Origin of the sequence: Kribbella sp. NPDC050241 (assembly GCF_044459685.1) — a bacterium.
Taxonomy (GTDB): Bacteria; Actinomycetota; Actinomycetes; order Propionibacteriales; family Kribbellaceae; genus Kribbella.
Genome location: NZ_JBITJE010000004.1, coordinates 430,632 through 454,832 on the forward strand (window position 1 = coordinate 430,632; position 24,201 = coordinate 454,832).

At 68.6% G+C, this 24,201-nt stretch carries 21 protein-coding genes; 10 read left to right on the forward strand and 11 right to left on the reverse strand.

Features of this window, described 5'->3' with window-relative positions:
- Positions 1-5 precede the first annotated feature (5 nt).
- Genes ACIBG5_RS22260 through ACIBG5_RS22270 form a run of 3 tightly spaced genes read left to right on the forward strand, consistent with a single transcriptional unit; the run spans position 6 to position 3,849 of the window.
- Complete coding sequence (locus ACIBG5_RS22260; protein ID WP_396393385.1) at positions 6-923, forward strand: carbohydrate ABC transporter permease; 918 nt, start codon at positions 6-8, stop codon at positions 921-923.
- The gene (locus ACIBG5_RS22265) at positions 920-1,744 is read left to right on the forward strand and encodes a carbohydrate ABC transporter permease (RefSeq protein WP_360449106.1); all 825 of its coding nucleotides are present in this window, start codon (positions 920-922) and stop codon (positions 1,742-1,744) included. Before ACIBG5_RS22260 ends, ACIBG5_RS22265 begins: the two co-directional genes overlap by 4 nt.
- A complete protein-coding gene (locus ACIBG5_RS22270) occupies positions 1,741-3,849 on the forward strand; it encodes an alpha-galactosidase (RefSeq protein WP_396393386.1) in 2,109 nt (702 codons plus the stop codon). Before ACIBG5_RS22265 ends, ACIBG5_RS22270 begins: the two co-directional genes overlap by 4 nt.
- Here ACIBG5_RS22270 and ACIBG5_RS22275 read toward each other — a convergent pair.
- The 3 genes from ACIBG5_RS22275 to ACIBG5_RS22285 form a co-directional block, all read right to left on the reverse strand.
- On the reverse strand, positions 3,826-4,179 hold the full coding sequence (locus tag ACIBG5_RS22275; protein WP_396393387.1) for an ArsR/SmtB family transcription factor: 354 nt from the start codon (positions 4,177-4,179) through the stop codon (positions 3,826-3,828). The genes ACIBG5_RS22270 and ACIBG5_RS22275 overlap by 24 nt on opposite strands.
- Entirely contained in the window at positions 4,169-4,600 is a 432-nt protein-coding gene (locus ACIBG5_RS22280) for an SRPBCC domain-containing protein (protein ID WP_393382454.1), read from the reverse strand. The genes ACIBG5_RS22275 and ACIBG5_RS22280 overlap by 11 nt, the downstream gene beginning before the upstream one ends.
- 70 nt (positions 4,601-4,670) lie before the next feature.
- Entirely contained in the window at positions 4,671-5,234 is a 564-nt protein-coding gene (locus ACIBG5_RS22285) for a dihydrofolate reductase family protein (RefSeq protein ID WP_396393388.1), read from the reverse strand.
- 124 nt (positions 5,235-5,358) lie between these two features.
- Here ACIBG5_RS22285 and ACIBG5_RS22290 point away from each other — a divergent pair, with 124 nt between their 5' ends.
- Complete coding sequence (locus tag ACIBG5_RS22290; protein WP_396393389.1) at positions 5,359-6,387, forward strand: DUF4037 domain-containing protein; 1,029 nt, start codon at positions 5,359-5,361, stop codon at positions 6,385-6,387.
- A gap of 327 nt (positions 6,388-6,714) precedes the next feature.
- On the forward strand, positions 6,715-8,307 hold the full coding sequence (locus ACIBG5_RS22295) for a helix-turn-helix domain-containing protein (protein ID WP_396393391.1): 1,593 nt from the start codon (positions 6,715-6,717) through the stop codon (positions 8,305-8,307).
- On the opposite strand, the gene menC is transcribed toward ACIBG5_RS22295, so the two are convergent.
- Genes menC through ACIBG5_RS22325 form a run of 6 tightly spaced genes read right to left on the reverse strand, consistent with a single transcriptional unit; the run spans position 8,308 to position 16,541 of the window.
- Positions 8,308-9,417: an o-succinylbenzoate synthase gene (gene menC, locus ACIBG5_RS22300; protein WP_396393392.1), complete on the reverse strand. Its 1,110-nt coding sequence runs from the start codon at positions 9,415-9,417 to the stop codon at positions 8,308-8,310.
- Positions 9,414-10,283 carry a GNAT family N-acetyltransferase gene (locus tag ACIBG5_RS22305; RefSeq protein WP_396393393.1) on the reverse strand — a complete coding sequence of 290 codons (870 nt, stop codon included), beginning with the start codon at positions 10,281-10,283 and terminating at the stop codon, positions 9,414-9,416. The genes menC and ACIBG5_RS22305 overlap by 4 nt, the downstream gene beginning before the upstream one ends.
- Positions 10,280-11,371 (reverse strand): M20 family metallopeptidase, encoded by a 1,092-nt coding sequence (locus ACIBG5_RS22310; protein WP_396393394.1) that lies wholly within the window; start codon positions 11,369-11,371, stop codon positions 10,280-10,282. The genes ACIBG5_RS22305 and ACIBG5_RS22310 overlap by 4 nt, the downstream gene beginning before the upstream one ends.
- A 25-nt stretch (positions 11,372-11,396) precedes the next feature.
- On the reverse strand, positions 11,397-13,121 hold the full coding sequence (locus ACIBG5_RS22315; protein WP_396393395.1) for an ABC transporter family substrate-binding protein: 1,725 nt from the start codon (positions 13,119-13,121) through the stop codon (positions 11,397-11,399).
- A 24-nt stretch (positions 13,122-13,145) separates the two neighbouring features.
- Positions 13,146-14,915, reverse strand: coding sequence for a serine hydrolase (locus ACIBG5_RS22320; RefSeq protein ID WP_396393396.1), 1,770 nt, complete (start codon positions 14,913-14,915; stop codon positions 13,146-13,148).
- A gap of 18 nt (positions 14,916-14,933) precedes the next feature.
- Entirely contained in the window at positions 14,934-16,541 is a 1,608-nt protein-coding gene (locus ACIBG5_RS22325) for an amidohydrolase family protein (protein WP_396393397.1), read from the reverse strand.
- Between the two features lie 149 nt (positions 16,542-16,690).
- Here ACIBG5_RS22325 and ACIBG5_RS22330 point away from each other — a divergent pair, with 149 nt between their 5' ends.
- Genes ACIBG5_RS22330 through ACIBG5_RS22350 form a run of 5 tightly spaced genes read left to right on the forward strand, consistent with a single transcriptional unit; the run spans position 16,691 to position 21,831 of the window.
- Entirely contained in the window at positions 16,691-17,866 is a 1,176-nt protein-coding gene (locus ACIBG5_RS22330; protein WP_396393398.1) for a serine hydrolase domain-containing protein, read from the forward strand.
- Positions 17,867-17,872: 6 nt separating this feature from the next.
- The gene (locus tag ACIBG5_RS22335) at positions 17,873-18,853 is read left to right on the forward strand and encodes an ABC transporter permease (RefSeq protein ID WP_396393399.1); all 981 of its coding nucleotides are present in this window, start codon (positions 17,873-17,875) and stop codon (positions 18,851-18,853) included.
- Complete coding sequence (locus tag ACIBG5_RS22340) at positions 18,846-19,754, forward strand: ABC transporter permease (RefSeq protein ID WP_396393400.1); 909 nt, start codon at positions 18,846-18,848, stop codon at positions 19,752-19,754. Before ACIBG5_RS22335 ends, ACIBG5_RS22340 begins: the two co-directional genes overlap by 8 nt.
- The gene (locus ACIBG5_RS22345) at positions 19,751-20,815 is read left to right on the forward strand and encodes an ABC transporter ATP-binding protein (protein ID WP_396393401.1); all 1,065 of its coding nucleotides are present in this window, start codon (positions 19,751-19,753) and stop codon (positions 20,813-20,815) included. Before ACIBG5_RS22340 ends, ACIBG5_RS22345 begins: the two co-directional genes overlap by 4 nt.
- Entirely contained in the window at positions 20,812-21,831 is a 1,020-nt protein-coding gene (locus tag ACIBG5_RS22350; RefSeq protein ID WP_396393402.1) for an ABC transporter ATP-binding protein, read from the forward strand. The genes ACIBG5_RS22345 and ACIBG5_RS22350 overlap by 4 nt, the downstream gene beginning before the upstream one ends.
- Here ACIBG5_RS22350 and ACIBG5_RS22355 read toward each other — a convergent pair.
- Positions 21,818-22,564: a nucleotidyltransferase domain-containing protein gene (locus ACIBG5_RS22355; protein ID WP_396393403.1), complete on the reverse strand. Its 747-nt coding sequence runs from the start codon at positions 22,562-22,564 to the stop codon at positions 21,818-21,820. The genes ACIBG5_RS22350 and ACIBG5_RS22355 overlap by 14 nt on opposite strands.
- Entirely contained in the window at positions 22,509-23,900 is a 1,392-nt protein-coding gene (locus ACIBG5_RS22360; protein WP_396393631.1) for an NAD(P)/FAD-dependent oxidoreductase, read from the reverse strand. Before ACIBG5_RS22360 ends, ACIBG5_RS22355 begins: the two co-directional genes overlap by 56 nt.
- Positions 23,901-24,201: the final 301 nt, after the last annotated feature.

Genomic DNA, 24,201 nt, shown 5'->3' on the forward strand with positions numbered 1-24,201 from the left:
AGTCGATGCTGCGGCCAAGCAGGCCACCGAAGAGCCGGGAGTTGCCGTCCGTGCTGCGGCGGGCGCGGGAGTTCTCCGGGTTCGCTCTCCCCGGGTTGTTCCTCTACGGGTTGCTCGTGCTGGTTCCGATCGGATGGACCGTCGCCCAGGGGTTCACCGACCGGAACCGGTTCGACCCGCAGACCAGTTGGGTCGGGCTGGACCAGTTCCGCCGGCTGCTCGAGGACGACCAGTTCTGGCTGGTGCTGAAGAACACGTTCGTGGTGACCGCGATCGTGGTCGTCGTACCGAATGTGCTCGGTCTCGGCATCGCGTTGCTGCTGGATCGCGAGTCGTTGCTGTATCGGCTGTTGCGGTCGGTCTTCTTCACGCCGGTGATCCTCAGCGGCATCGTGGTCAGCGTCATCTGGCAGAGCGTGCTCCGGCCGGACGGCGTACTGAACAAGGTGCTGGCCGACGCGGGCGTCGAGTCCGCGCCGGGCTGGCTGTCCGACCCGTCGATCGCGCTGTACTCGATCAGCGGGATCCTCTGCTGGCAGATGCTCGGCTTCTGCGTCGTCGTCTACCTGGCCGGGCTGAACGGCGTACCGAAGGAGTTGTACGAGGCGGCGATCGTGGACGGCGCGGGCTGGTGGCGCCGGTTCGGCTCGGTCACCTGGCCGATGATCGCGTCGGCGGTGACGATCAACACGGTGATGCTGCTGATCAGCGGCTTCAAGGTGTACGAGCACATCCTCGTGCTCACCAACGGCGGGCCGGGGCGCAACACCACCGCCTCGATCGCCTTCGACGTGATCGAGAAAGGAGTCCGCGGCGACCGGATCGGCTACGCCGCGGCGGAGGCCACCATCATGCTCTGCATCATCGTCGTCCTCAGCGGCGTCGTCCTGCGCCTGCTGCAACGGCGGGAGGTGCAGCTGTGAGGAACCGCTTCGGGACCGCACGCCCGATCGCCGCGGTCGCCCTGGCCGCGCTGTTCTTCTTCCCGGTGTACGTCGTGGTGATGGGCATGCTGAAGCCGCCGAGTGAGATCCAGTCCTCGCCACTCGGCCTGCCGACGCCGCCGACCGGAGCGAACCTGGGCGCCGTACTCGGCCGCGAGGACGGACTGTACTGGTCGGCGTTGCTCAACAGCGTCCAGATCACCGTCCTCTCGGTGCTGGCGCTGACGTTGCTCTCGGCAATGCTGGCGCACTATCTGGTCCGGTCCACCGCCCGCTGGACGCGGCCGGCACTGCTGATGCTGCTGGCCGGCCTCATGATCCCGCCCGCCGTGATCCTGCAGCCGGTGACGCAGGTGCTCGGCGCGGCCGGCCTGATGAACTCCGTCGTCGGCGTGGTCTGTGCGAACGTCGCCTACTACCTGCCGTTCGGCGTGTTCGTCTTCTCCGGCTTCATCGGCACGGTGCCGGTCGAGATGGAGGAGGCCGCGAGCATCGACGGCGCGAGCCGGTTCCGCCTGTTCTGGCAGGTGGTCTTCCCGACCCTGCGCCCGGCCGCGGCGAGCGTGATGATCTTCCTCGGCGTCTGGGTCTGGAACGACTTCCTCACCCCGCTGATCGTCCTCGGCCCGGAGTCCGGCACCACGGTCACTGTCGGCGTCTACCGATCGGTGGGGGAGTACTCGACGAACTTCGGCACCCTGTACGCCTTCTCGTTCCTGGCGTCGTTGCCGGTGTTGCTGTTCTTCGTCGCCCTGCAGAAGCAGTTCGTCGCCGGTCTCACCGCGGGGGCGGTCAAGTGACTGTCTTCTTCGAGAACCGGGTCCTGCTGCTCACCACGCCCGGTACGTCGTACTCGGCCTACCTCGGCGACGACGACATCCCGATTCACACGCACTGGGGTGACAGGATCACGCCGGCCGACGCGGCGCACCTGGCGACGAGTACGGCGGCCAGGTTGGCCGGGGAGTGGCCGAGCTTTCGGTCGCCGGCCAACGGCCATGAGGAGTACCCGCTCGACGGACGCCTGCAGTTCGGACGGGCCGCGTTGTCGCTCGGCTTCGGGGACGTCCGCAGTACCGAGTGGTCGTTCGCGGGGCATGTCGTCCACGACGGCCGTGAGCTCGAACTGCTGTTCGACGCCCGCGAGGTCAGGATTGGCCTGCATTACCGGGTGTACGACGACTGCGACGTGATCGACCGGTGGGTGACGCTGCGGAACGAGTCGGGTGATGCGGTCGATGTGCATCGCCTCGACTCGGCCGCATGGGTGATGCCGGAACAGGCGCAGTACCGGATGTCGCATCTGACCGGGCGGTGGGCGGCCGAGACCCGCCTCGGCCGGACCGACCTGGCCGAGGGGCGGTTCGTGCTGGAGAGTCGACGGGGGATCACGAGCCACCACGCCAACCCGTGGTTCGCGATCGACGACGGATCAGCGACCGAGGAGCACGGCGAGGTTTACAGCGCGGCTCTGCACTGGAGCGGGTCGTGGCGACTGCTGGCCCAGCGCGAACTCGATGAGCCGGTGCAGGTGCTGTTCGGCTGGGGCCACGAGGACTTCGGGCCGCGCCGGCTGGAGCCAGGAGAGCAGCTGCAGACGCCGGTGACCTCGGGTCTGTTCAGCACCGGCGGTTTTGGTACGACCAGCCGCGCGTGGCACTCGTTCGCACTGAGGCACGTGTTGCCACGGGCAACTGAGGTCCGTCCGGTGTTGTTCAACTCGTGGGAGGCGACCGAGTTCGACGTGGACGAGGCGGGCCAGGTCGAGCTCGCCACGCAGGCGGCCGACCTCGGCTGCGAGCTGTTCGTGCTGGACGACGGCTGGTTCGGCCGACGGGTCGACGACCGGACCGGGCTGGGAGACTGGTCGGTGAACCCGGACCGTTTTCCGAACGGGCTGCAACCGCTGATTTCGAAGGTCCACGCGCTCGGCATGGGCTTCGGCCTGTGGGTCGAACCCGAGATGGTGAATCCGGACTCGGACCTCTACCGCGCTCATCCGGACTGGGTGTACCACTTCGACGGGCGCGAACCCGCGCTGATGCGCAACCAGTTGGTCCTCAACCTGGCCCGGCCGGACGTCGCCGACTGGGTTCTCGGTGTGCTGGACGAACTGCTGAGCTCGAACGATCTCCAGTTCGTGAAGTGGGACATGAACCGCCCGTTCGCCGACACCGGCTGGCCGGCCGAACCCGACCGGCAGGGGCGGATCTGGTTCGACCACGTGACGGCGGTGTACGCGATCATCGACGCGCTCCGGGCGAAACATCCCGGGGTCGCGATCGAGGCGTGCTCGGGCGGCGGTGGCCGGGTCGACCTCGGGATGATGGCTCGCACCGACCAGTTCTGGACCTCGGACAACACCGACGCGCTGGATCGCCGCTACATCCAGCACGGGTTCAGCCAGGTCTATCCGGCCCGCACGATGTCGTGCTGGGTGACGGACCTGCCGACGTTCATCAACAGGCGTCAGGTCCCGCTGACCTACCGCTTTCACGTCGCGATGGCCGGCGTACTCGGAATTGGTGGAGATCTGACCGAATGGTCGGCCGACGAGCTCGCGTTGGCGAAGTCGTTGATCGCGGCGTACAAGGACATCCGGCACGTCGTGCAGCACGGATCGCAGTACCGCCTGGGTGAGCCTGGTCGATCGGCGTCGGCGGTCCAGTACGTGACGGCTGATCGCACGGAGTCCGTCGTACTCGTGTATCAGGAGGCACAGCAGTACGACAGTGCGCCGCGACCACTTCGCTTGCAGGGCTTGGACGCTTCGGCGACGTACCAGGTCGGTGAGACGTCGGTGTCGGGTGCCCTGCTGATGAGCCACGGGTTGTCGCTGACCTTGACCGGTGATTACGCGAGTCAGGTCATCCGCTTGAGGTCAGCTGTCGAGGTGGTTGCGTAGGGCATCGAGGTTGGTGTCCCAGTCCCGGGCCAGTGCAGCGAGGAACTGCTGTGCCACCTGCATCGGCGCGGACTGGAGCCGGTAGCGGACACGGCGACGCTCGCCGTGTTCGGCGGTGACGAGGCCGGCCTCGGACAGCAGCGTCAGGTGCTTGGCGATCGCCTGCCGGGTGATCGGCAGGCGGTTCGCCAAGTCGGTGGCGGTCGCCGGGCCGCCGACCGCGAGGGCGGCCAGGATGTTGCGCCGGCTCGGGTCGGCGAGGGCGACGAACACCTGCTCCGCGACCGCCTCGACGTCGGGTGCTGACGGCGTACCGGACTCAGGCGGCATCGAGGTAGTCGACCAGTTCGCCGAGTTCGTGGGTCCAGCCGGTGCTGTTGCCGCCGAACGCCTTGTCGTGTGCCTCCTGTGGTAGTTGGGCGAAGCCGGACTCGACCACGGTGAGCCGGGTGCCGGTGCCGGTCGGTTCGAGGGAGAACTCGACGTACGTCCGGCGCGGGTCGTCGGCGGGCAGTCCGTAGATGTGCCAGGTGAACGCGAAGACCGTCGGCTCCTCGACGCGCTCCAGGGTCAGCTCGGCGGTGTCACCGCTGGTCCAGGTCAGCCGCGCAACACCGCCCGGCCGGAGATCGATCGTCGCCTCGTTCCCGAACCACGTGCCCAGGCCCTCGGCTGTGGTCAGCGCGGTCCACACCTTCTCCGGCGGGTGGGCAAGCTCCAGCACCCGCTCGATCCGATCGGGAAAGCCCACGACAACCTCCGATTGCAACCGTATGGTTGCTTGGACTATAGCGTGCCGCAAGGAGTAGCCGCGGCCAACCTCAGCGGGGGATCGGATTGCCTGTCGGCGTGTACTCGACCAGGAGAATGCGGTTGTCGAGGACGCGCTGACTGGTGAGGGTCAGCTCGGATTCGTTCAGCCCGTCGTACGCCCACTCGCGTCCGGTCGGGCCGCAGAACAGCGGGAACACCATCAGCCGAAGGTTGTCCAGCACACCCGCGTTGACCAGCTGCTTCACCACCGACATGCTGCCCATCGTGCGCAGCGGTACGTCGCTGCTCTCCTTGAGCGCGAGCACCGACTTGACCAGATCGTCGGACTCGATCGTACTGTTCGGCCACTCGACCGACTTCAGCGTCCGTGAGAACACCGTCTTCGGCAGGTTCGCCATCCGCTCGTATCCGGCGTCCTTCACCTCCTCCGGCAACCCGGCCAGCGCCTCGTAGGTCCGGCGCCCCATCAGCACATGCTGCGGCCGTGCCCCCTCCTCGTCGATCCACTGCTGCAGATCCGGCCCGAGGTACCCGAAGTACCCCGGCGACTCCGCTCCGCGGGCCCAACCGTCCGCAGAGATGAACAGATCAGCAGTAACCGTGGTTCCCATTTCAAACACCTTCCGTAGCCGAGGTCACACCTTTCCCGCAACGTCGGAGCACGCGCCGGTACTTCGACATGCCCTAGTTTGGCTCGGACCCAGGATGAACCTCGATTCGCCCGATGATGGGGTGGTGACGGGATTTCGGTCGGCGCTCGAGGTCAGTCGTGGGTTCTATGCCGAGGTGATCAGGCCGGTGGTGGAGGTTCCGCACGCGGCCGGGTTGCTCGGGTGGGGGTCCGACGTACTGGGGTATGACACCGAGCGGTCGATGGACCATGGCTGGGGTCCGCGGTTGCAGGTGTTCGTCGACGAGGTCGAGCCGGTGCGGGAGGCGATCGAGGCCAACCTGCCGGAGGAGTACGACGGTCACGCGGTGCGGTTCGGGTGGGATGCGCAGGAGCCGACTCACCACATCACGGTCACGACGCTGTCCGGCTGGCTGGTCGATCACCTCGGATTCGATGCCAGCAAGGGCGTCAGCCTCGAGGATTGGATGGTCACGCCACAGCAGCAGTTGCAGGGTGTGGTCGCAGGTGCGGTGTACGCCGACGATGGTCGGCTCGAGCCGGTCCGGGCCGCACTGCACTGGTATCCGGACGAGCTGTGGCGCTGGTTGCTCACGTGTCAGTGGTCGCGGATCGCGCAGGAGGAGCCGTTCGTCCAGCGTGCGCACGAGGTCGGCGATGAGCTGGGCTCCCGTGTCGTCGCGACCCGGCTGGTCCGGGACCTGATGCGCCTTGCGCTGCTCCAGTCGCGCGCCTACGCGCCGTACACGAAATGGCTCGGTACGGCGTTCGGCCGGCTCGGGCACGCGGACAGACTGGACCGAGTGCTGGCTGAGGTGGTCGCGGCCGGCGACCACGCCGATCGGGAGCGCGCGCTGACCACGGCGTACGAGCTGGTCGCGCGGCGCCACAACGCGTTGGGGATCACGCCCGAGGTCGATCCGTCTCCACATCAGTTCTTCGACCGACCGGCGATGGTGCTCGGCGCCGAACGCTTCGTCGACGCCTGCCAGGCCACGGTCACCGACCCACGGGTGCGGGCGCTCGGGATGTTCGGCGCCATCGACCAGTTCGCCGACAACACCGATCTGCTCAGCAACCCGTCGGCGTACCGGAAGCTGATCGGCGCCTTTCGTCCGCCAGCGGGAGCCTGATCCCTCCGACGGAGGTGCCCGGATTCCCGCCCACTCGACATCCTCCCCCCACCCCAACCGCTGTGTGCCCCGCGCCGCCACCCCACCTGCCCAGCCCCGTCTGATGGGCTGACCCACCGGACGCGGGGTTGGCCAGCCGGATGCCGTGGGCCAACCCACACTCCGATGGGCTGACCCACCATCGGCGCCGACCCAGCGGCGCCCGCCAGGGGCGGTCCGCGTGGCGGCGTTCGGTTGCAGAGGCGAGTCGGTTGGCAGCGCAACGATGTGGGGCGGTACTAGGATCGGTGGGCAATGAGTGGTCAGGCGAGGTCGAAGCTTTCGCGCGTGCTCGAGGATCTCGGGCGGACGTTGCTGGATGTGGTCGCGTCGCCGGGGAAGCTCGACGCGGAGCTGACCGGTGTACTGATCTACGACCCGGACGACGAGTTGGTGGTCAGTCCGGGGGAGTTGGTGCTCGGGGTCGGCGTCCGGGACGCGGAGACGACGGTCGAGTTGCTGCGGCGGCTCGGTGAGTGCGGTGCGATCGGGCTCGTCGTGAAGCATCCGGTCGAGACCTCCGAGGCGGTCGTCAGGGCGGTCCGGGAGAGCTCGGTCGCGCTGCTCGGGCTGACCCGGGCGGCGTCGTGGTCGCACGTGGCGGCGCTGCTCCGGACGATGTCACTGGCCTCAGCCGACATGGTCGGCGGCACGGACGACTTCGCGGGCGCACCGGCCGGCGATCTCTTCGCCCTCGCGAACGCGGTCGGTGCCTTACTGGACGCGCCGGTCACGATCGAGGACCGGGCATCGCGGGTGCTGGCGTTCTCCGGGCATCAGGAGGAGTCCGACCCCGGCCGCGTCGAGACGATCCTGGGCCGTCAGGTGCCAGACCGGTACACCCGGATGCTGCACGAGCGCGGCGCGTTCCGTGAGCTCTTCCACGGCGACGAGCCGGTGTACGTCGAGGCGCTGACCGACGAGATGCTGCCCCGCGTCGCCATCGCCGTGCGGGCAGGCAACGAAGTACTGGGGTCGATGTGGGCCGTCGCCCGGGGGCCACTGACCGCCGATCGTGCCGCGGCCTTCGCCGACTCCGCGCGGATTGTTGCCTTGCACATGCTTCGGGCCCGGGCCGGCGCGGATGTCGAGCGACGGCTCAGCGCCGACCTGGTCGCTACTGTGCTGGAAGGTGGCGCGGGTGCGTCTGAGGCCGCACAGAGACTCGGTCTGGCCGACGGCCGGCTGTGTGTGATGGCCGCTCAGGTCCTCGCGGGCGACGCGGCTGACAACGAGGCCGCTTCCCAACGGCTGCGCGATGCGCTGGCTCTCCACTTCGCCGCGGTCCACCCGAGGTCGGCGGCCGCTCTGGTGGGTGGGGTCACGTACGTCGTCCTCCCGGCCGGCCACGGTTCGACGCGAACGGTGCTGAACGGCGATCGCGACATCATCCGGCTGGCCGAGGACTTCCTGGCCCGGATCGGTGCCCGCGCCGACGCCGTGATCGGCGTCGGCCGGACAACCGAGTCGCTCGCCGAGGTCGCGCTGTCCCGCCGGGAGGCGGACCGGGCGCTCCGGGTGTTGCAGGCGGATCGCCGCGGCCGCCGGATCGCCCGCTTCGACGACGTCCAGGCCGAGTCACTCCTGCTCCGGCTCGCCGACCTCGTCACCGAGGACGGCGAGCTGCATCTGGGACCGCTGGCCACGCTGATCGAGTACGACGACCGGCACGAGATCGGCTTCGTCGACACCCTGGTCGCCTATCTCGATGCCTTCGGCAACGTCGCGGACGCGGCCGCCGCGGTTCACCTGCACCCGAACTCGTTCCGCTACCGCCTGCGCCGGCTGTGCGAGATCAGCGGTCTCGACCTGGACGACCCCGACGTCCGGCTGGCCACGATGTTGCAACTGCGGCTTCGCCGGCTCGCCGGGGACGCATGATCAGGAGAACGCGACCCACTCCACTCCGGTCGTGATCTCGTCCAGCCAGTCGCGGTCGATGTCGACACCAAGGCCGGGACCGGTCGGCACGGTGACATGCCCGCCGTCGAGCACGAACGGCGTAGTCACGTCGCGGGCGTAGTACCGGTTGGAAGCGCTGGTGTCACCGGGCAACGTGAAGCCTGGCAGGGCCGCCAGCGCCACGTTGGCCGCGCGTCCGATGCCCGTCTCCAGCATTCCGCCGCACCACACCGGGACTCCGTTCGCGGCGCACACGTCGTGAACCCGCCGGGCCTCGAGGTAGCCGCCGACGCGACCGGGTTTGACGTTCACCACCGAGGTGGCTCCGATGGCGATCGCATCCGCCGCGGACCGTGCCGAGGTGATCGACTCGTCCAGGCAGATCGGGGTCGACATCATCCGTGCCAGCTCGGCGTGGCCGCGCAGGTCGTCCTCCGGCAGCGGCTGCTCGATCAGCGCGAGGTCGAAGGCGTCGAGCTGCGCCAGGTGCCGGGCGTCCCGGACCTCGTACGCCGTGTTGGCGTCGACCTGCAGGATCAGGTCGTCACCGAACCGCTCTCGCACGGCACGCACCGGCTCCAGATCCCAACCGGGCTTGATCTTGAGCTTGATCCGTACGTACCCCTCGGACAGATAGCCGCCGACAGCCTCGAGCAGTACGTCGACCGACGCCATGATCCCGACCGAGACCCCGGCCGGCACGGACGGCTTGACCGCACCGAGGTAGTCACCGAACGACATGCCTGCCGCCTTCAGTTGCGCGTCCAGCACCGCGGCCTCCAGCGCCGCCTTGGCCATCGGATGACCGTGGTACGGCGCCAGTACCTCGGCAACGAGCGGAGCAGTAATCGGCCCAGCGGCGGCGACTGCGGGGAGCAGGAATCGACGCAGTACGTCGGCCGCACCGTCGACGTACTCGGGGGAGTAGACCGGCTCCGACATCGCCACGCACTCGCCCCAGCCCTCGCTGTCCGCGGTCACCACGCGGAGCAGCAGGATGTCGCGATGGGTCTGCGCACCGAAGGACGTCTCGAACGGAGCCACCAGCGGCAGCCCGATCCGCCGCAGCTCGACACCTGTGATCTTCAACGGTTCTTCCTCTCCCTCGTGAACACGTACCAGCCGTCCTTCGTCACTCCGGCCACCCGGGCCCCGCTCGCCAGTACCTCCTGGAACGCCGTCCGGACCTCCATTCGCCAGACCTGCGCGAGCGCGGGGTCGTCCAGCCGCATTCCCTCGATGTCGGCCGGTACGGCGCACCGGATCGTCGGCCCGTCCGGCATCGCCAGCCGGCGCGGTCGACCGTCGCCGTCGGTGTCGAGGATCGTTGCGCCCGCTGCCACAGGTGTCTCGATGTGATGGCCCGCCGCGGCCGCGATCACGTCGGGAGCCCGCAGCGGCCAGCGCACCAGGAGCCGGTCGCTGCCCTGACCGGCGTTGACGCCGTCGGCCATCTCGCCGTAGAAGTCGACCAGGTACGACACCACGTGCGCGCCGAGCTTGGTCAGGTTGAAGTACGCGTTGCGGCGGACGAGCGGGTCGAAGGTCCACGCGATCGACTCGATCCCGCGTTCCAGCGACCAGGCCCGCTGGTGCAGCTTCAACGCCCAGCCGACCTGCCGGCCCCGAACCTCGGACAAGACGCCGGTGATGTGCGAGTGCAGCTCGGCGGACGAGCCGGGTCGGTTGGCCAGGAATGCCGCGGTGACACCGACCAGTTCGCCGTCCAGGAAGGCGCCCGCGACGTACGCACCGGCGTGCGACAGAGCGCGCATCAGGTCGCCCGACACCGGGGGGCTGGCCGGACCGGTGCGCCAGACCCGCCCGAGGAGACGTTCCGCATCGCGATGCTCGATCGGCTCGTGCAGCTCGCGAATGGTCAGGTCCCGGGCCCGGGCGACCGCATCGGCCACCTTCCGGGCCTCGCGCACCTCGGCCTCGAGCACGGCCGTCATCCGCGCGCTCCGGCGGCGATACGGTCGATCAATCCCGTCAGCAGCCGCGTGCGCTCGCCGAGCGCGGCGACGTCGGCCCACTCGTGGACCGTGTGCGCGCCGTTGCCCACGGCACCTAGTCCGTCAAGCGTCGGGATTCCGAGTCCGGCGGTGAAGTTTCCGTCCGACCCGCCGCCCACGTGAGCCCCTTCCAACGATGGCAGACCGAGCTCACCGGCAACGTCCTGTGCGAGGGCGAACAGCTCCGCCGACAGGCTCTCTTCCAGCGGTGGGCGATTGATCCCGCCCAGTACCTCGATCGACACGCCGTCGACCGGGCTGGGCAGGGCACGGATCGCCTTGTCCACGCGTTCCTGCTCCTCCTTGCTCGCGGCCCGCACATCGATCGCGAGAGACGCGGTGTCCGGAACCGTGTTGATCGTCACGCCCGACCGGGCCACCGTCGGAGTGACGGTGGTCCCGACCGAGGTGTCCGCGAGATCGCTGACCGCGAGGATCGCCTGCGCGAGCGCAAGGCTCGTGTTGGCACCCTTCTCCGGCTCCAGGCCGGCATGTGCCGCCCGCCCGGTGAACTGCAACTCGTAGGTGGACACACCCTTCCGAGCCGTCTTGAGCCTGCCGTCGACGCTTGCCTCGAGCACCAGTACGGCGCGACTCCGCACGGCCGCCGACTCGATCACCTCACGGCTGGCCGGGGAGCCCAGCTCCTCGTCCGCAGTGACCAGCAGGCCCACGTAGTCGCGGGCAGTGCAAGCAGCCATCGCATGCACGGCCTGCACCAGTCCCACCTTCATATCGAACACGCCAGGCCCGTAGACGCGCCCGTCGATCACTCGGTACGGCGTCTGCTCGAGCGTGCCGATCGGGTGGACCGTGTCCAGGTGCCCGAGCAGCAGGACGGCCGGGTCGGCCGGTCCGAACCGGAGGACCGGTCGGCCGCCGGCCTCCGTCCGGACCGGTGCTTGGCCGAGGCACGTCGTACCGATGCCGGTCAGGACATCCGCGCAGCGGTGCAGGGCGTCGAGGTCTGACGACGGCGACTCGCAGCAGATCAGCCGCTCGAGATCTGCCAGCATCAGGTCGTGCATCGGGGTCGTCCTTCCGCGGTGGTCGTCATGAGCCGTCCAGCAGTCCCCACTGCTCGGTGTTGTAGGTGGGGAACGCCAGGCTGTTCTCCCGGATGTTGCCGAGCTTCGCGCTGTAGGCCAGGAACGACCGGTTCTGGTAGAGCGGCAGGATCGCGTAGTCCGAGGACACGATCTTGTCGGCCTCCTGCAGATCCTTCGTCGCGACGTCGGCGCTGGTCGCGGACAGTGCCGCGTTCAGCAGTTTGTCCACCTTCGGGTTGCCGTACTTGCCCAGGTTGAACCGGCAGAAGGTGACCCCTGCGGGACAGCTCAGGTAGTAGGGGATGTTGCTGGTGGCCGAGAACGGTGACTGCGTCACGGTGCCCACGGTCAGGTCCCAGTTGCCGGCCTGGACTCCGTCGATCGTGTTCGGCACCGGGGTGGACTTGACCTGGATGCCCAGCGGCGCGACCGCCGCCTGCACGAGTTGCGCCTCGCTGGCACGGAGCTTGTCACCGGCTTGAACGATGAACCGCAGCGTCGGTACCGGCGTACCATCCGGCGCGACGACCTTCGACCCGACCCCGGTGTAGCCGGCATCGGTCAGGGTCTTCTTGGCCTTCTCCACGTCGCCGATGCCGTACTCGTTCGCCGTGTCCACGTCCGAGTAGCCCGGATAGCCCTCGATGAAGAGGTGACTGCGCAACGGTTTGGCGGTGGGGTCGAACTGCCCGATCGTCTTGTCGATCACGCCCTGCACGTTGACGGCCTGGATGATCGCCTTGCGCAGCGCGATGTTCTTCAGCGTCGGTGCGTTCAGGTTGAGCCAGACCTGATGGACCGACGCGCCGGGCGTGACCTGGTACTTCACCCCGGGCAGGTCGTCGACCTGCTGGACGATGTCGACCTGCGGGTTCGGGTAGATCACGTCGACCTCGCCGTTCGCCAGTGAGGTCGGCTGCTGTGAGACGTCGGTGATCAGGCGGAACACCAGCTTGTCGAGGTTCGGCGCCTTGCCGTACCACTTGTCGTTGCGGACCATCACCACCGAGCCGTCCGAGGTGTACTCCTGGATCTTGAACGGCCCGGCCGAGAACTTCGGCACGTTCTTCGCGAACCCCTCGTTGAAGCTCTTCTCGAGCCCGGCCGGCGTCGTCACCGACCCGTACGTCGCGGCCACGTGCGCCGGCAGGATCGGGGAGAACAGTGCCTTCCAGTCGACGTACGACTGGTCGAACACGACCGTCACCGTCTTGCCGCCGTTCGACCCGGTGACCGACTTGATCCGGTCGTACCCGGCCGTGTTGGACGCCTGGCACTTCGGGCACTGGCGCGGGTCGAGCACCCGCCAGGTGTAGGCGAAGTCGTCGGCCGAGATCGGCGTACCGTCGGACCAGACCGCCTTCGGGTTGATCGTGTAGCGGATCGTCTGCGGTGAATCGGCGACCTTCTCGACCTTCGTGGCGACCGGCTCGTTCGGGGCCAGCGATCCGTCCGGCTGAATCAGGAACACGCCTGGCAGCAGCACGCTGGAGATGTCCAGCACCGAGTACGTCGCGCCGCCGGAGTTCAGCACGTTCCAGTTCGAGATCGGGTAGGTGATCGTGTAGGTCACGGTGCCGCCGGATCGTACGGTGGCGGTGTTCGCGGTGTTGAGCGGATCGGACACGCGGCCGTCGCCGGAGTTCGTCGTACCGCCACCGCCGCTGCACGCGGCCAGCAGCAGTGCGGCGGCACCAGCGGCGGCCACGACTGCGGTTCGCAAAGCCATGTCGGCTCCAGGGGATGAGAAGGGTCAGGAACGCAGCTGGGCCACGGCCTGCGCGGCCGCCCAGCCGATCAGCCCGTCGAACTGCGGGGCATTGGGAGCCGGGTCGGCGGCCCGGGTGAAGACGCCCACGGCGTACCGGCCGCCGTCGGGGAACTCGACCACGCCGACCTCGTTGCGGACGAGCGGCAGCGTGCCCGTCTTGCCGCTGACCGTGACCTCGTCACCGGGGAATCCGCTGCTGAGCCGATGCGGCCAGACCTGCTTGCCCATCCAGCCGCGCACCAGCGCACAGGCCTCCGGGTCGGCGGCCTCGTCGCGCCAGATGCCGGCCAGCAGGCTGGTGATCTCGTCCGGTGTCGTCCGGCAGGTCCCGGCCGGATCGAGTGCCCGCAGCGCACGCAACTGCTCCACCGGTACGTCGGCCAGCTCGCGTTCGTCGTCGGTGTAGCTGATCGCGAGGTCGGCCTCGATCGACGCCAGGATCTCCGCACAGTTCTGCGGTACGGCGGTCCCCGGCAACCCGAGCTCGGCCAGCAGTGCGGCCACACGGTCCTTGCCGACCCGATCGATCACGAGATCAGTGGCCACGTTGTCGCTGATCACCATCATCAGCAGGGCGAGGTCGTCGTAGGAGATGAGCGCCGGATCGCGGTGCATGGCCAGCCCGTACGGCGAAGGGACGAGGCCCTCGGTCGGCACCGTGATCCGTTCGGTCAGATCCACCTCGCCGGCCACAGCCTGGCGCGCGAGTTCGAGCGCCACCGGGACCTTCAGAACCGAGGCGGTGACCACCGGCGTCTCCGCGTCGACGCCGACCGTCCGGCCGGTGGCGAGGTCACGCGCGTGCAACCAGATCTCGGCGCCGAGCTCTCCGGCGTACGCGCGGATCTCGTCCGGGGTCGACGCAGTCGCGGTGACCGGCGTACGGAGCTTGGTCGGGACCGACCTGAGATTGTCGACCAGGATCCGCGCGACGGACCCCACTGCCGCGTCGACCGCGGGGAGACGGTAGTCCGGGTCGTCGGTCCGGACGAACGACGCGACGGCGTACCGGCTTCCGTCGGGAGTTCGGACGACGCCTGCCTCGTTCCGCCAGAACCGGAGCGTGCCGGTCTTGGCGCTGACGATCGTGCCCGTCTCGGTGAACGCGCTGCGGAGTCGGTGCGGCCAGGCTTGCCCCGCGAGAATGCGACGCATCTCCGCGCACTGCTCGGGAGGCGCCGCCTCGTCGTTCCAGATCGCGGCGAGCAGTCTGGTGATGTCGCGTACCGTCGAGGCCTGCAGGGTGCGCGCGGGATCGATCGCCCGGGCGGCTCGCCAGGCCTCCAGTTCGAGCTCGTCGGTGTCCGGGATGTCGGCGTAGATGGTCTGGTAGATGTCGTCGCAGGTGCCGTCGACCCGGGTCGCGGTCAGTCCGAGCTCGCGCACGGTCGCGTTGATCGACTCGGTGCCGAGCAGGTTGACGAGGATGTCGGTGGCCGCGTTGTCGCTGACGCTCATCATCCAGTACGCCAGATCGTGCAGCGACAGCTCGATCGGTCCGGCCATCACCGACAACCCGGTCGGCCCGGCGGAGCGACCGTCGACCGGTACGTCCATCCGCGTCGCCGGATCGAGCCGGCCGTCGCCGAACCGGCGGAACAACTCCACCAGTACGGGGATCTTGAACACGCTCGCCAGTACCACCGCGGTGTCCTCGCCGTACCCGGCCTCCTTGCCGGTGGTGAGGTCGACCGCGTGCACCCAGGCCTGCGCATGCACTGGCCCGAGCACCTGCTCCAGCTGTTCCTTCATGCCTTCTCCTTCGCGGGGCTACTGGCCACGGCGCAGCGCGCGGCCGGGCAGGTTGCCGGTGGGTGCGCCGCCGGCGAGCGCGACCGTCCCGTTGACGACGACGTGCCGCATGCCGACGGCGTACTGGTGCGGTTCCTCGTACGTCGCCCGGTCGGCGACGGTACCGGCGTCGAACGCGATCACGTCCGCGTAGTTGCCCGGAGCAAGCACGCCGCGATTGCTCAGACCGAGGTTGCCGGCCGGCAGACTGGTCATCCGGCGGACCGCTTCGGGCAGGCTCAGCAGCGACTCCTCGCGGACGTACCGGCCGAGGATGCGGGCGAACGTGCCGTAGGAGCGCGGATGCGTCGCACCGTCCGAGTACGGCGCCTCGGTCGCGAACGTCTGCGCGTCCGAACCGACCGAGACCCAGGGATTGCGGAGCGCGCTGCGCAGCACGTCCTCGTCCATCATGAAGTACATCGCACTCAGCGACGGTTCCTGCTCGACCAGGCGGCAGAGCATCTCGACCGGATCCTGGCTGTCGGCCTCGGCTGCCTGCTGCAGGCTGAGTCCGCGGTACTTCGCGGCCGGGCCGTTCGGATCGGGGAGCAGCATCACACCGTCGGCGCCGCCGGCGGCGAGGTAGAGGTTCTCCCAGCGTGGGGAGGGCGTCACGACCGCTTCCCGGATCCGGGCCCGCTCGGCGGGGTCGGCCAGGCGTGCGGCGAGCGCCTCATGGCCACCGTCGTGGAAGTCCGGCGGGATCGATGCCCCCAGCGAGGTCTGACCGGCCAGGTACGGATAGATGTCCGCGGTGACCGGCTGGCCGGTCGCGCGGGCCGCCTCGACGCGCTCGATCGCCTGCGCCATCTTCGGCCAGTTGTGCCGTCCCGCCGCCTTGAGGTGGTAGATCTCCGCGTGGACTCCGGCGCGGCGGCCGATCTCGATCAGCTCGTCGACGGCCTCGAGGAAATGGTCGCCCTCGCTGCGCATGTGCGAGATGTACATGCCACCCCGCTTGGCGATGACCGTGGACAAGGCAACCAGTTCGTCGGTCGAGGCGAAGCAGCCGGGTGGGTAGATGAGGGCGGAGCCGATCCCCAGGGCGCCGTCGGCGAGTTCCTCGTCCAGGATGCCGGTGACGTTCGCCAGTTCGGCCGCGGTCATCGGACGGTCGTCCGCGCCGGCGCCGATCATCCGCAGGTTGTGCGCTCCGACGAAGCTGGCGACGTTCTGGATGACGCCCTTGGTCTCGAGGTGGGCGAGGAACTCCGAGAGCCGGTCCCAGACCAGCTCGGGATCGCCCGCGTCGCGGGTCGCTTCGAGCTCGGCCCGGATCTCCGGGGTGAACGGGCCGATCGAGATTCCCTCGCCGAAGATCTGCGTGGTGACGCCCTGGTACAGGTCGGACAGTCCGCGGCCGTCGCGTTCGAGGGTGAAGTAGGAGTGACTCAGGACGTTCACGAAGCCCGGGGCGACCGCCAGACCGGTCGCGTCCAGGACCTCGGCGTCCTGGTCGTCGCGGGCCAGGCCGGGCCCGATCGCGACGATGCGGTCGTTCTCGATCACGACATCGGCGGCCCGGCCGGGGCCGCCGGTGCCGTCGTGGACAGTACCGCCTCGAATGATCAGGGTCGTCGACATGCGAGCATCCTGAGCCGCTGCGACGGCCGCGGTACTCGTCCAATCGGCCGAAGTCGGAGCCAATCTTGTGTGCGATACAACGAAGAGCCGACCTGGACCCACCGGCTGCACTGGGCTGCGAGGTCCGGACGACGACACGGAGGTCGGGAATGGCGAGCACACCCTCGAGACGGACGCTCCTGACGGCGTCCCTGGCCGGCGTCGCCGCGGCGAGTCTGACGGCGCCGGCCGAGGCGACAGCGGGGTCCGCCCGCGGGACGATCCAGCGGATCGACGAGATCGTGGCGGCGATCCAGCCGCCCGGCGTCGGCATCACCGTTGCGGTGAGCAAGCACGGCCGCACGATCTTCACGAAGGGTTACGGACTGCGCGACCGTGGCAAGCCCGACGTGTTCACCGGCGAGGACTTCTTCGAGGTCGAGCAGCTGGACGACCGGCTGCACCTGTCCCGGGGCCGGCGCTCGGCGACCGGCGACACGATCTACAACCTTGGCTCGATCAGCAAGGGCTTCACCTCGGCCGCGGTACTGCGGCTGCACGAACGCGGCAAGCTCTCCGTCCACGATCCCCTCGGCAAGTACCTGCCTGCTTATCCACGCGGGGCCGCCATCACGCTGCTCCAACTGCTGCAGCAGGTCAGCGGCATCATCGACTACAACCAGTTCCCGCTGTTCGAACCGGCGTACGACGCCTTTGTCGCGAGCGGCGAGCGGGATCACTCGGAGGTAGTGGCGAAACTGCAGACCCTGCCGCTGCAGTTCCCACCGGGATCGCAGTACGCCTACAGCAACACCAACTACCTCCTGCTGGGGCTGGTCGTGCAGAAGGTGACCCGGATGACGCTGGGGGAGTACCTCGCGCAGTCGTTCTTCCGGCCACTGCGGATGCGCGACACCAGGCAGAGCTACCCGGCGCTGGGCAGCCGGGACGTTGCCCTCGGCTACTACGCCGAGGCGGACGGCGTACACCGGGCGTACCAGTGGAACCTGCCGTGGATGCTGGGCGCGGGTGGAATCACCGGGACCGCGGGAGACCTCGCGCGATGGGATGCGGCGCTGCTGCGGCCGGGGCTGTTCAGGGCCGAGACGCTGAAGCTGATGTTCACGCCGAGCCTCGGCAGTTATGCGTGTGGATGGGTCGCCCAGACGTACGAGGGCAAACCGCTCATCTGGCACAACGGTACGGTCGGCGGCTTCCACGCGATGCATGCGTTGTTCCCCGACGACGGGATCGCGGTGGTGCTGCTCGGGAACGACCAGACGACGCAGGCCCAACTCGACCCGAGTGCGACCGCCGTGTTCGACGCGATCACAGCGGCGCGGTAGGCCGACGTGCTGACCTACACCATCCGCCGGTTGCTGGTGTCGATCCCGGTGATCATCGCGTCGACGTTCATCGTTTTCCTGCTCGTCACGCTGTCAGGGGATCCGCTGGCGAACCTGAAGGGACGCAACCCGCCACCGTCGCCGCAGGTCGTCGCGGTCGAGGCGGAGCGCCTCCATCTGGATCAGCCGGTCCTGCAGCGCTATTGGACCTGGATCACCGGGGTGGTGCACGGCGACTTCGGGCCGTCGGTGCGCACCAACGTCGACATCGGCCACGAGATCGTCACCCGGTTCGGCGTCACGCTGCGGCTGATCGCGGTCGCCGTCGTTCTCGCGCTGCTGCTGGCGGTGTTCGTCGGCGTGGTCAGTGCGGTGAAGCAGTACTCCGGGATCGACTACGGCTTCACCTTCGCCGCATTCCTGTTCCTGTCGATGCCGTCGTTCTGGTTCGCGGTACTGCTCAAGCAGGGTGGGATCTCGCTGAACAATCTGGTCGGCCGGCAGGTCGTCTCCACGATCGGGGAGAGATCGGTCATCGTGGAGGGCGGGACGTGGGCTCATCTCACCGATGCGGCCGGCCACCTGGTGCTGCCGACCATCTCGCTGGCGCTGATCTCGTTCGGTGCGTGGAGCCGCTTCCAGCGGGCCTCGATGCTCGACGTACTGAACAGCGACTACGTCCTGTTCGCGCGGGCGAAGGGTCTCTCGCGACGTCGGGTGGTGATCAAACACGCACTGCGGACCGCACTGATCCCGATGGTGACGATCACCGCGCTCGACTTCGCCGCCCTGATCTCGGGGGCGGTGATCACCGAGACCGTGTTCCAGTGGCGTGGACTCGGCGACTTCCTGGTCAGCTCGGTCAACGAACGCGACGCGTACGCCGTACTGGCGTGGCTGCTCGTGGTCGCGGTCGCCGTCATCGTCTTCAACCTGATCGCCGACCTGCTGTACGCCCTCCTCGACCCACGGATCCGCTATGAGTGAGCATCTCTCGACCGTCGCCGCACCCACCACCCGGCCGGTCAGCACCGTCAGGCAGCGCAGCCAGCGCGAGTTGGTCCTGCGCCGATTCCTCCGGCACAAGGCGGCCGTGATCAGTCTGGTCCTGTTCGTCGCGATCGTGCTGCTGGCCTTCGTGGGTGGCGCGGTCTGGCGCTACGGGTACGCCGACATCACGCCGGCGGCGTCCGTGCCACCGTCGGCCCAGCATCCGTTCGGCACCGACAACCTGGGTCATGACACCTTCGCGCAGGTACTGCGGGGCACCCAACGATCGATCGAGATCGCGTTGTTGATCGCTTTGCTGGCAGGTCTGTTCGGCACGCTGTGGGGTGCCTTCTCCGGTTACTACCGCGGTGTGACCGACAGCATCATGATGCGCATCGCCGACCTGGTCCTGACCCTTCCGTTGCTGGCGGTCGCCGCAGTACTCACGCGGGCGACCTCGGGCTCGTGGTGGTTCGTCGCGCTGGTGATCGCCGCCTTGCAGTGGGCCTATGTCTCGCGGGTGGTGCGCGGCGTCGTCCTGTCACTGCGGGAGAAGGAGTACGTCGAGGCCAGCCGGGCACTCGGCGCCCCCGACCGCTGGATCATCTTCCGGCATCTGATTCCGAACGCGCTCGGGCCGATCATCGTCAACGTCACGATCCTGGTCGCGGCGGCGATCCTCGTCGAAACGGCACTGTCGTTCCTCGGACTCGGCGTGCAGCCGCCGGACACCTCGCTCGGCCTGCTGGTCAGTGAGGCCGACACCGCGGTGAGCACGCGGCCCTGGCTGTTCTACTTCCCAGGCGCGTTCATCGTGCTGATCGCGCTCACCATCAACTTCATCGGCGACGGACTGCGGGACGCGTTCGATCCGACCCAGCGGAAGGTGCGCCAGTGAGCGAGTTCACCGTCAAGCACAGCGCTGACCGCGAGACTGTGCTCGAGGTCGAGGACCTCACCGTGTCGTTCCCGACCGAGGACGGCCTGGTCCGCGCGGTCCGCGGCGTCAGCTACGCATTGCGCCGCGGTGAGGTGCTCGGCATCGTCGGCGAGTCCGGCTCGGGCAAGTCGGTCACCTCGATGGCGGTGATGGGTCTGCTGCCGGCCTCGGCCCGGGTCGGCGGCTCGGTCCGGTACCGCGGGCAGGAGCTGATCGGTGCCCCGGACAAGGAGTTGCAGCGGATCCGCGGCGGCCGGATCGCGATGGTGTTCCAGGACCCGATGACGTCGCTGAACCCGGTCTACCCGGTCGGCGACCAGATCGCCGAGGCCGTCCGCGCGCACAACGACGTCAGCGCGGCGGCCGCACGCGAACGGGCCGTCGACCTGCTCGCGGCGATGCAGATCCCCCGCCCCCGGGAACGGGCCCGCGACTTCCCGCACGAATTCTCCGGCGGCATGCGGCAACGAGTGGTGATCGCGATCGCGATGGCGAACGACCCGGACGTGATCATCGCCGACGAGCCGACCACGGCCCTCGACGTCACCGTGCAAGCCCAAGTCCTGCAGGCGCTGGAGACCGCCCGGGCCGCCACCGACGCCGCGATGGTCCTGATCACCCACGACCTCGGCGTCGTCGCCGGTTCGGCCGACCGTGTCCTGGTGATGTACGCCGGACGCCCGGTCGAGCTCGGTGGTGTCGACGACATCTACTACGCACCACGGATGCCGTACACGCTCGGACTGATCGGCAGCCTGCCAAGACTGGACGGACGGTCGGAGCGTCTGGTCCCGATCACGGGTGCACCGCCGTCCCTGCTCGATCTGCCGCCGGGCTGCCCGTTCGCGCCGCGATGCCCGATGCGGGCGGAGATCTGTGATACCGACGAGCCCGATCTCCTCGCGGTCGGCGCGACCGATCATTTCGCGGCGTGCCACTTCTCCAACCATCTCGAAGGAAGGCGACCGGAGGACGTGTTCGCTCAGACGTCGCTGGACAGTGCGGGAGGAACCCAATGAGCGAGCAGCCGCTGCTGTCCGTGCAGAACCTGGTCAAGCACTATCCCGTCCGGAGCAAGGGAGTGCTCCGCCGTCGCAACGGCGACGTACATGCCGTCTGCGACATCTCGTTCGACCTGCATCGTGGTGAGACCTTGGGCCTGGTCGGCGAGTCGGGCTGCGGCAAGTCGACCACCGGTCGCGCCGTCCTCAACCTGCAACCAGCGACAGCGGGCAAGGTGGTGTTCGACGGCGAGGACCTCGGCGCGGTCGGCTCGGCCCGGATGCGCAAGCTCCGGCAACGGCTGCAGATCGTCTTCCAGGACCCGTACGCCTCGCTCGATCCGCGCATGACTGTGACCGACGCGATCGCCGAACCGCTGCGCATCCACGGCCGGTACGACGCGGAAGGGCCGGCCCGCGTGCGCGAACTGCTCGCAACCGTCGGACTGAACCCCGAGCACGGCAACCGGTACCCGCACGAGTTCTCTGGTGGCCAACGGCAACGAGTCGGCATCGCGCGAGCCCTTGCCCTGCGCCCCGATCTGCTCGTTCTGGACGAGCCGGTGTCGGCCCTCGACGTGTCGATCCAAGCGGGCGTCGTCAACCTGCTCGAAGACCTGCAGCTGGAGCTCGGGCTGGCGTACTTGTTCGTCGCCCACGACCTGTCGGTGGTGCGACACATCGCCGACCGGGTCGCGGTGATGTACCTCGGCCAGATCGTTGAGATCGGCAACCGGGACGAGCTGTTCGACCGTCCGGCCCATCCGTACACGCAGGCGCTGATCTCCGCGATCCCGCTACCGGATCCACGCCGGGAACGGATCCGGGCCAGGGAGCGGATCGTGATCAGTGGTGACGTGCCCAACCCGGTGAGTCCGCCGAGCGGTTGCCGCTTCCGCATCCGTTGCCCGAAGTTCGCCGTACTGACAGAGGCCGAGCAGCGTCTGTGCGTGGAGGAGACGCCGGCGCTGACCGACCGTGGTCAAGGGCATCCGGCGGCATGCCACTACGCCGAGGTGCTCACCGTGGTGTAACCAGCGCCCGGAGCGGACCGGCGAGCTTCGTGGCCAGCTCGGGATCCGCGGCCTCGATCTCGGGCAGGAGTACGTCGATCGACGCGCTGAACGCACGGGTCAGCTCGCCGGTGTCGAGGGAGCGGACGAGTGTGTCCTCGACCGGCTTGGTGATTGCCTCCGGCAACAGGTGGAAGCCGCGGCCCTGCGATGTCGGCACACCGTGGCGGAGGCACATCAACGCGAGCAGGTGATCGCGGAGGCCGCTGATCATGTACTCGGTCTGCCAGTCCTTGCCGCGGGCCATGCTGGAGCGGGCGTGCAGCGCGTACAGCCAGGCCATGCCGATCAGGTCCTTCGCCGCGGATTCGGCGAACGGTTGCTGCTCGCTCGCCTCGCCGAACAGCAGCGCGAACGCCGGACCGAGCGCGCCGAACTCGCCCGCGGGCGCGAACGCGATATCCACCTGAAGGGTGTTCCGCAGCAAGAAGACCCGGTAGATCGTCCCGCGCACCCGCATGTCCAGGTGGTCCACGCAGTCGTGGTCGCCGTACATCCGGCCGGTCCAGTCGTCGAGTACGGCGGCCTGATCGGCTCCGTCCGCCAGACCGAAAGCGAGGTCGATGTCCGACCACTCGTCCTCGGCCCCGGCGGCCGCCGAACCGGTCAGTGCCGCACCGGCGATCCGGTCGTCGTGCTCAGCTGCTTCGATCAGCCGGTTCCGCAGCCGCAGGCGTTCCTCCACTGTGAACATCCGCCAAACTTAACTTGGGCAGGGCAGCCTCGTTCACGAAGGCGTCCCGGGGCCGTTGGACCGACGCCAGCGAGACGATGTCGCGGCCATGGATCGCGGCGGCGAGCCAGACGGACAGCACGCGCATCTTGCGGTCCCAGGTCGGGACGGCCAGGACGTGGTAGCCGCGGTGCATGAGCCAGGCGAGGAAGCCCCTGACGACGATCCAGCGGAACTGGAAGATCCCGGTGCCCAGGCCCAGGGTCGCAACGGCCCCCAGCGTGTGGTGGACGTACTTCTTCGGTTCGCGGCCACGCAGCGACGCCAGCAGGTTCTTCGCCAGCCGCTTCCCCTGGCGTACGGCGTTCTGCGCGTTGGGCACCGTGAACGCACCGGGGACCGGGGAGGCCAGGTCCGGGACGGCGGCATCGTCGCCGGCTGCCCAGGCGTCCGGGATCACCTCGGTCTCGGTGCCGACCCGCAGATCGGCGCGCGTCTGGATCAGTCCACGATCCGTCACCGGCAGGTCGGTGTGGCCGCGCACCAGTCGGGTCGCGGCGTTGCCGGCGGTCCACACGAGCAGCTCCGTGTCGTACTCCGTCCCGTCCGACAGGATCACGTGGCCGTCCTCGGCCGACACGAGGGTGGTGTCGAGGTGGAGGTGTGCGCCACGCCGTTCGAGCAGCGAACGCACCCACTTCCTGGGCCCGTCGGTGACCTCGGGCAGGATCCGCTGGGTCGCCTCGACCAGGTGGAAGGCCAGATCGTCGCGGCTCAGCTCCGGGTACTTCTTGAGCAGGGCGTTGGCCAGCGACAGGAGCTCACCGAAGCCCTCGACCCCGGCGAAGCCGCCGCCCACGAACGTCACGGTCAGGAGCCGCTGCCGCTCCGGCCCGGGCGGGAGCACGGACGCCTCGTCGAAGGCGGTGAGCAGCCGGTCGCGAATCGCGACTGCCTCCTCCACGTGCTTCATGCCGATCGCGCGGTCGGCGACACCGGGCAGGTCGAACGTCCGGGTGACCGCACCGGCGGTCACCGCGATGATGTCGTACTCGAGCTCGTACTCGGGCCCCTTGACCGGCTGGATCGTCACCGTGCGCCGGGCATGCTCGACCCTGGTCACCGATCCGGCGATGAGCTTGGTGTGATGCAGGTTCCGCCGCAGCGAGATCGCCGCGTGCCGAGCCTCGACCGACCCGGACAGCACCTCGGGCAGGAACGGCTGGTACGTCATGTACGGCCGCGGATCGATCACCACCACCTCGGCCTCACCCCGCCGCAGCTTCTTCTCCAGCTTCCACGCCGCATAGAACCCGGCGTACCCACCGCCCACCACAACGATCCTGCGCACCGACATCTCCTTCATCGATTCCTCACTAGCAAAGACAGCGCAGCCCCCCGATTTGTGACATGCCTACCGCGCCTGCCCGCAGTCTCCCCAGCCCCCGCTCCCCGGCGCCACCAGCCCACTACCCTCTCACCTCACAACCCCGTCGTTCCGCGCTTTTCGGAAACTTCTGGTCGCCAGGTGCAACTTTCTTTCCGGAGACCCGTCCTCTCAACCTCGTTCCCGCAGCCCGCCTGCCCCCACCGACAGCAAGCTGGCGCGCCTGTGACCGCCGAGATTTCGTCCGAGGTCTGCTGTGGGGATAGCGGGG

What these genes read in the sequence shown, in the direction of transcription:
- ACIBG5_RS22355 (WP_396393403.1), bottom strand. Translation starts at nt 22,564, where the DNA reads ATGTTCACAGTGGAGGAACGCCTGCGGCTGCGGAACCGGCTGATCGAA.
- ACIBG5_RS22320 (WP_396393396.1), bottom strand. Translation starts at nt 14,915, where the DNA reads ATGAAGGAACAGCTGGAGCAGGTGCTCGGGCCAGTGCATGCGCAGGCC.
- ACIBG5_RS22275 (WP_396393387.1), bottom strand. Translation starts at nt 4,179, where the DNA reads ATGCCGCCTGAGTCCGGTACGCCGTCAGCACCCGACGTCGAGGCGGTC.
- ACIBG5_RS22330 (WP_396393398.1), top strand. Translation starts at nt 16,691, where the DNA reads ATGGCGAGCACACCCTCGAGACGGACGCTCCTGACGGCGTCCCTGGCC.
- ACIBG5_RS22305 (WP_396393393.1), bottom strand. Translation starts at nt 10,283, where the DNA reads ATGACGGCCGTGCTCGAGGCCGAGGTGCGCGAGGCCCGGAAGGTGGCC.
- ACIBG5_RS22360 (WP_396393631.1), bottom strand. Translation starts at nt 23,900, where the DNA reads ATGTCGGTGCGCAGGATCGTTGTGGTGGGCGGTGGGTACGCCGGGTTC.
- ACIBG5_RS22315 (WP_396393395.1), bottom strand. Translation starts at nt 13,121, where the DNA reads ATGGCTTTGCGAACCGCAGTCGTGGCCGCCGCTGGTGCCGCCGCACTG.
- ACIBG5_RS22260 (WP_396393385.1), top strand. Translation starts at nt 6, where the DNA reads ATGCTGCGGCCAAGCAGGCCACCGAAGAGCCGGGAGTTGCCGTCCGTG.
- ACIBG5_RS22285 (WP_396393388.1), bottom strand. Translation starts at nt 5,234, where the DNA reads ATGGGAACCACGGTTACTGCTGATCTGTTCATCTCTGCGGACGGTTGG.
- ACIBG5_RS22310 (WP_396393394.1), bottom strand. Translation starts at nt 11,371, where the DNA reads ATGCACGACCTGATGCTGGCAGATCTCGAGCGGCTGATCTGCTGCGAG.
- ACIBG5_RS22350 (WP_396393402.1), top strand. Translation starts at nt 20,812, where the DNA reads ATGAGCGAGCAGCCGCTGCTGTCCGTGCAGAACCTGGTCAAGCACTAT.
- ACIBG5_RS22340 (WP_396393400.1), top strand. Translation starts at nt 18,846, where the DNA reads ATGAGTGAGCATCTCTCGACCGTCGCCGCACCCACCACCCGGCCGGTC.
- ACIBG5_RS22325 (WP_396393397.1), bottom strand. Translation starts at nt 16,541, where the DNA reads ATGTCGACGACCCTGATCATTCGAGGCGGTACTGTCCACGACGGCACC.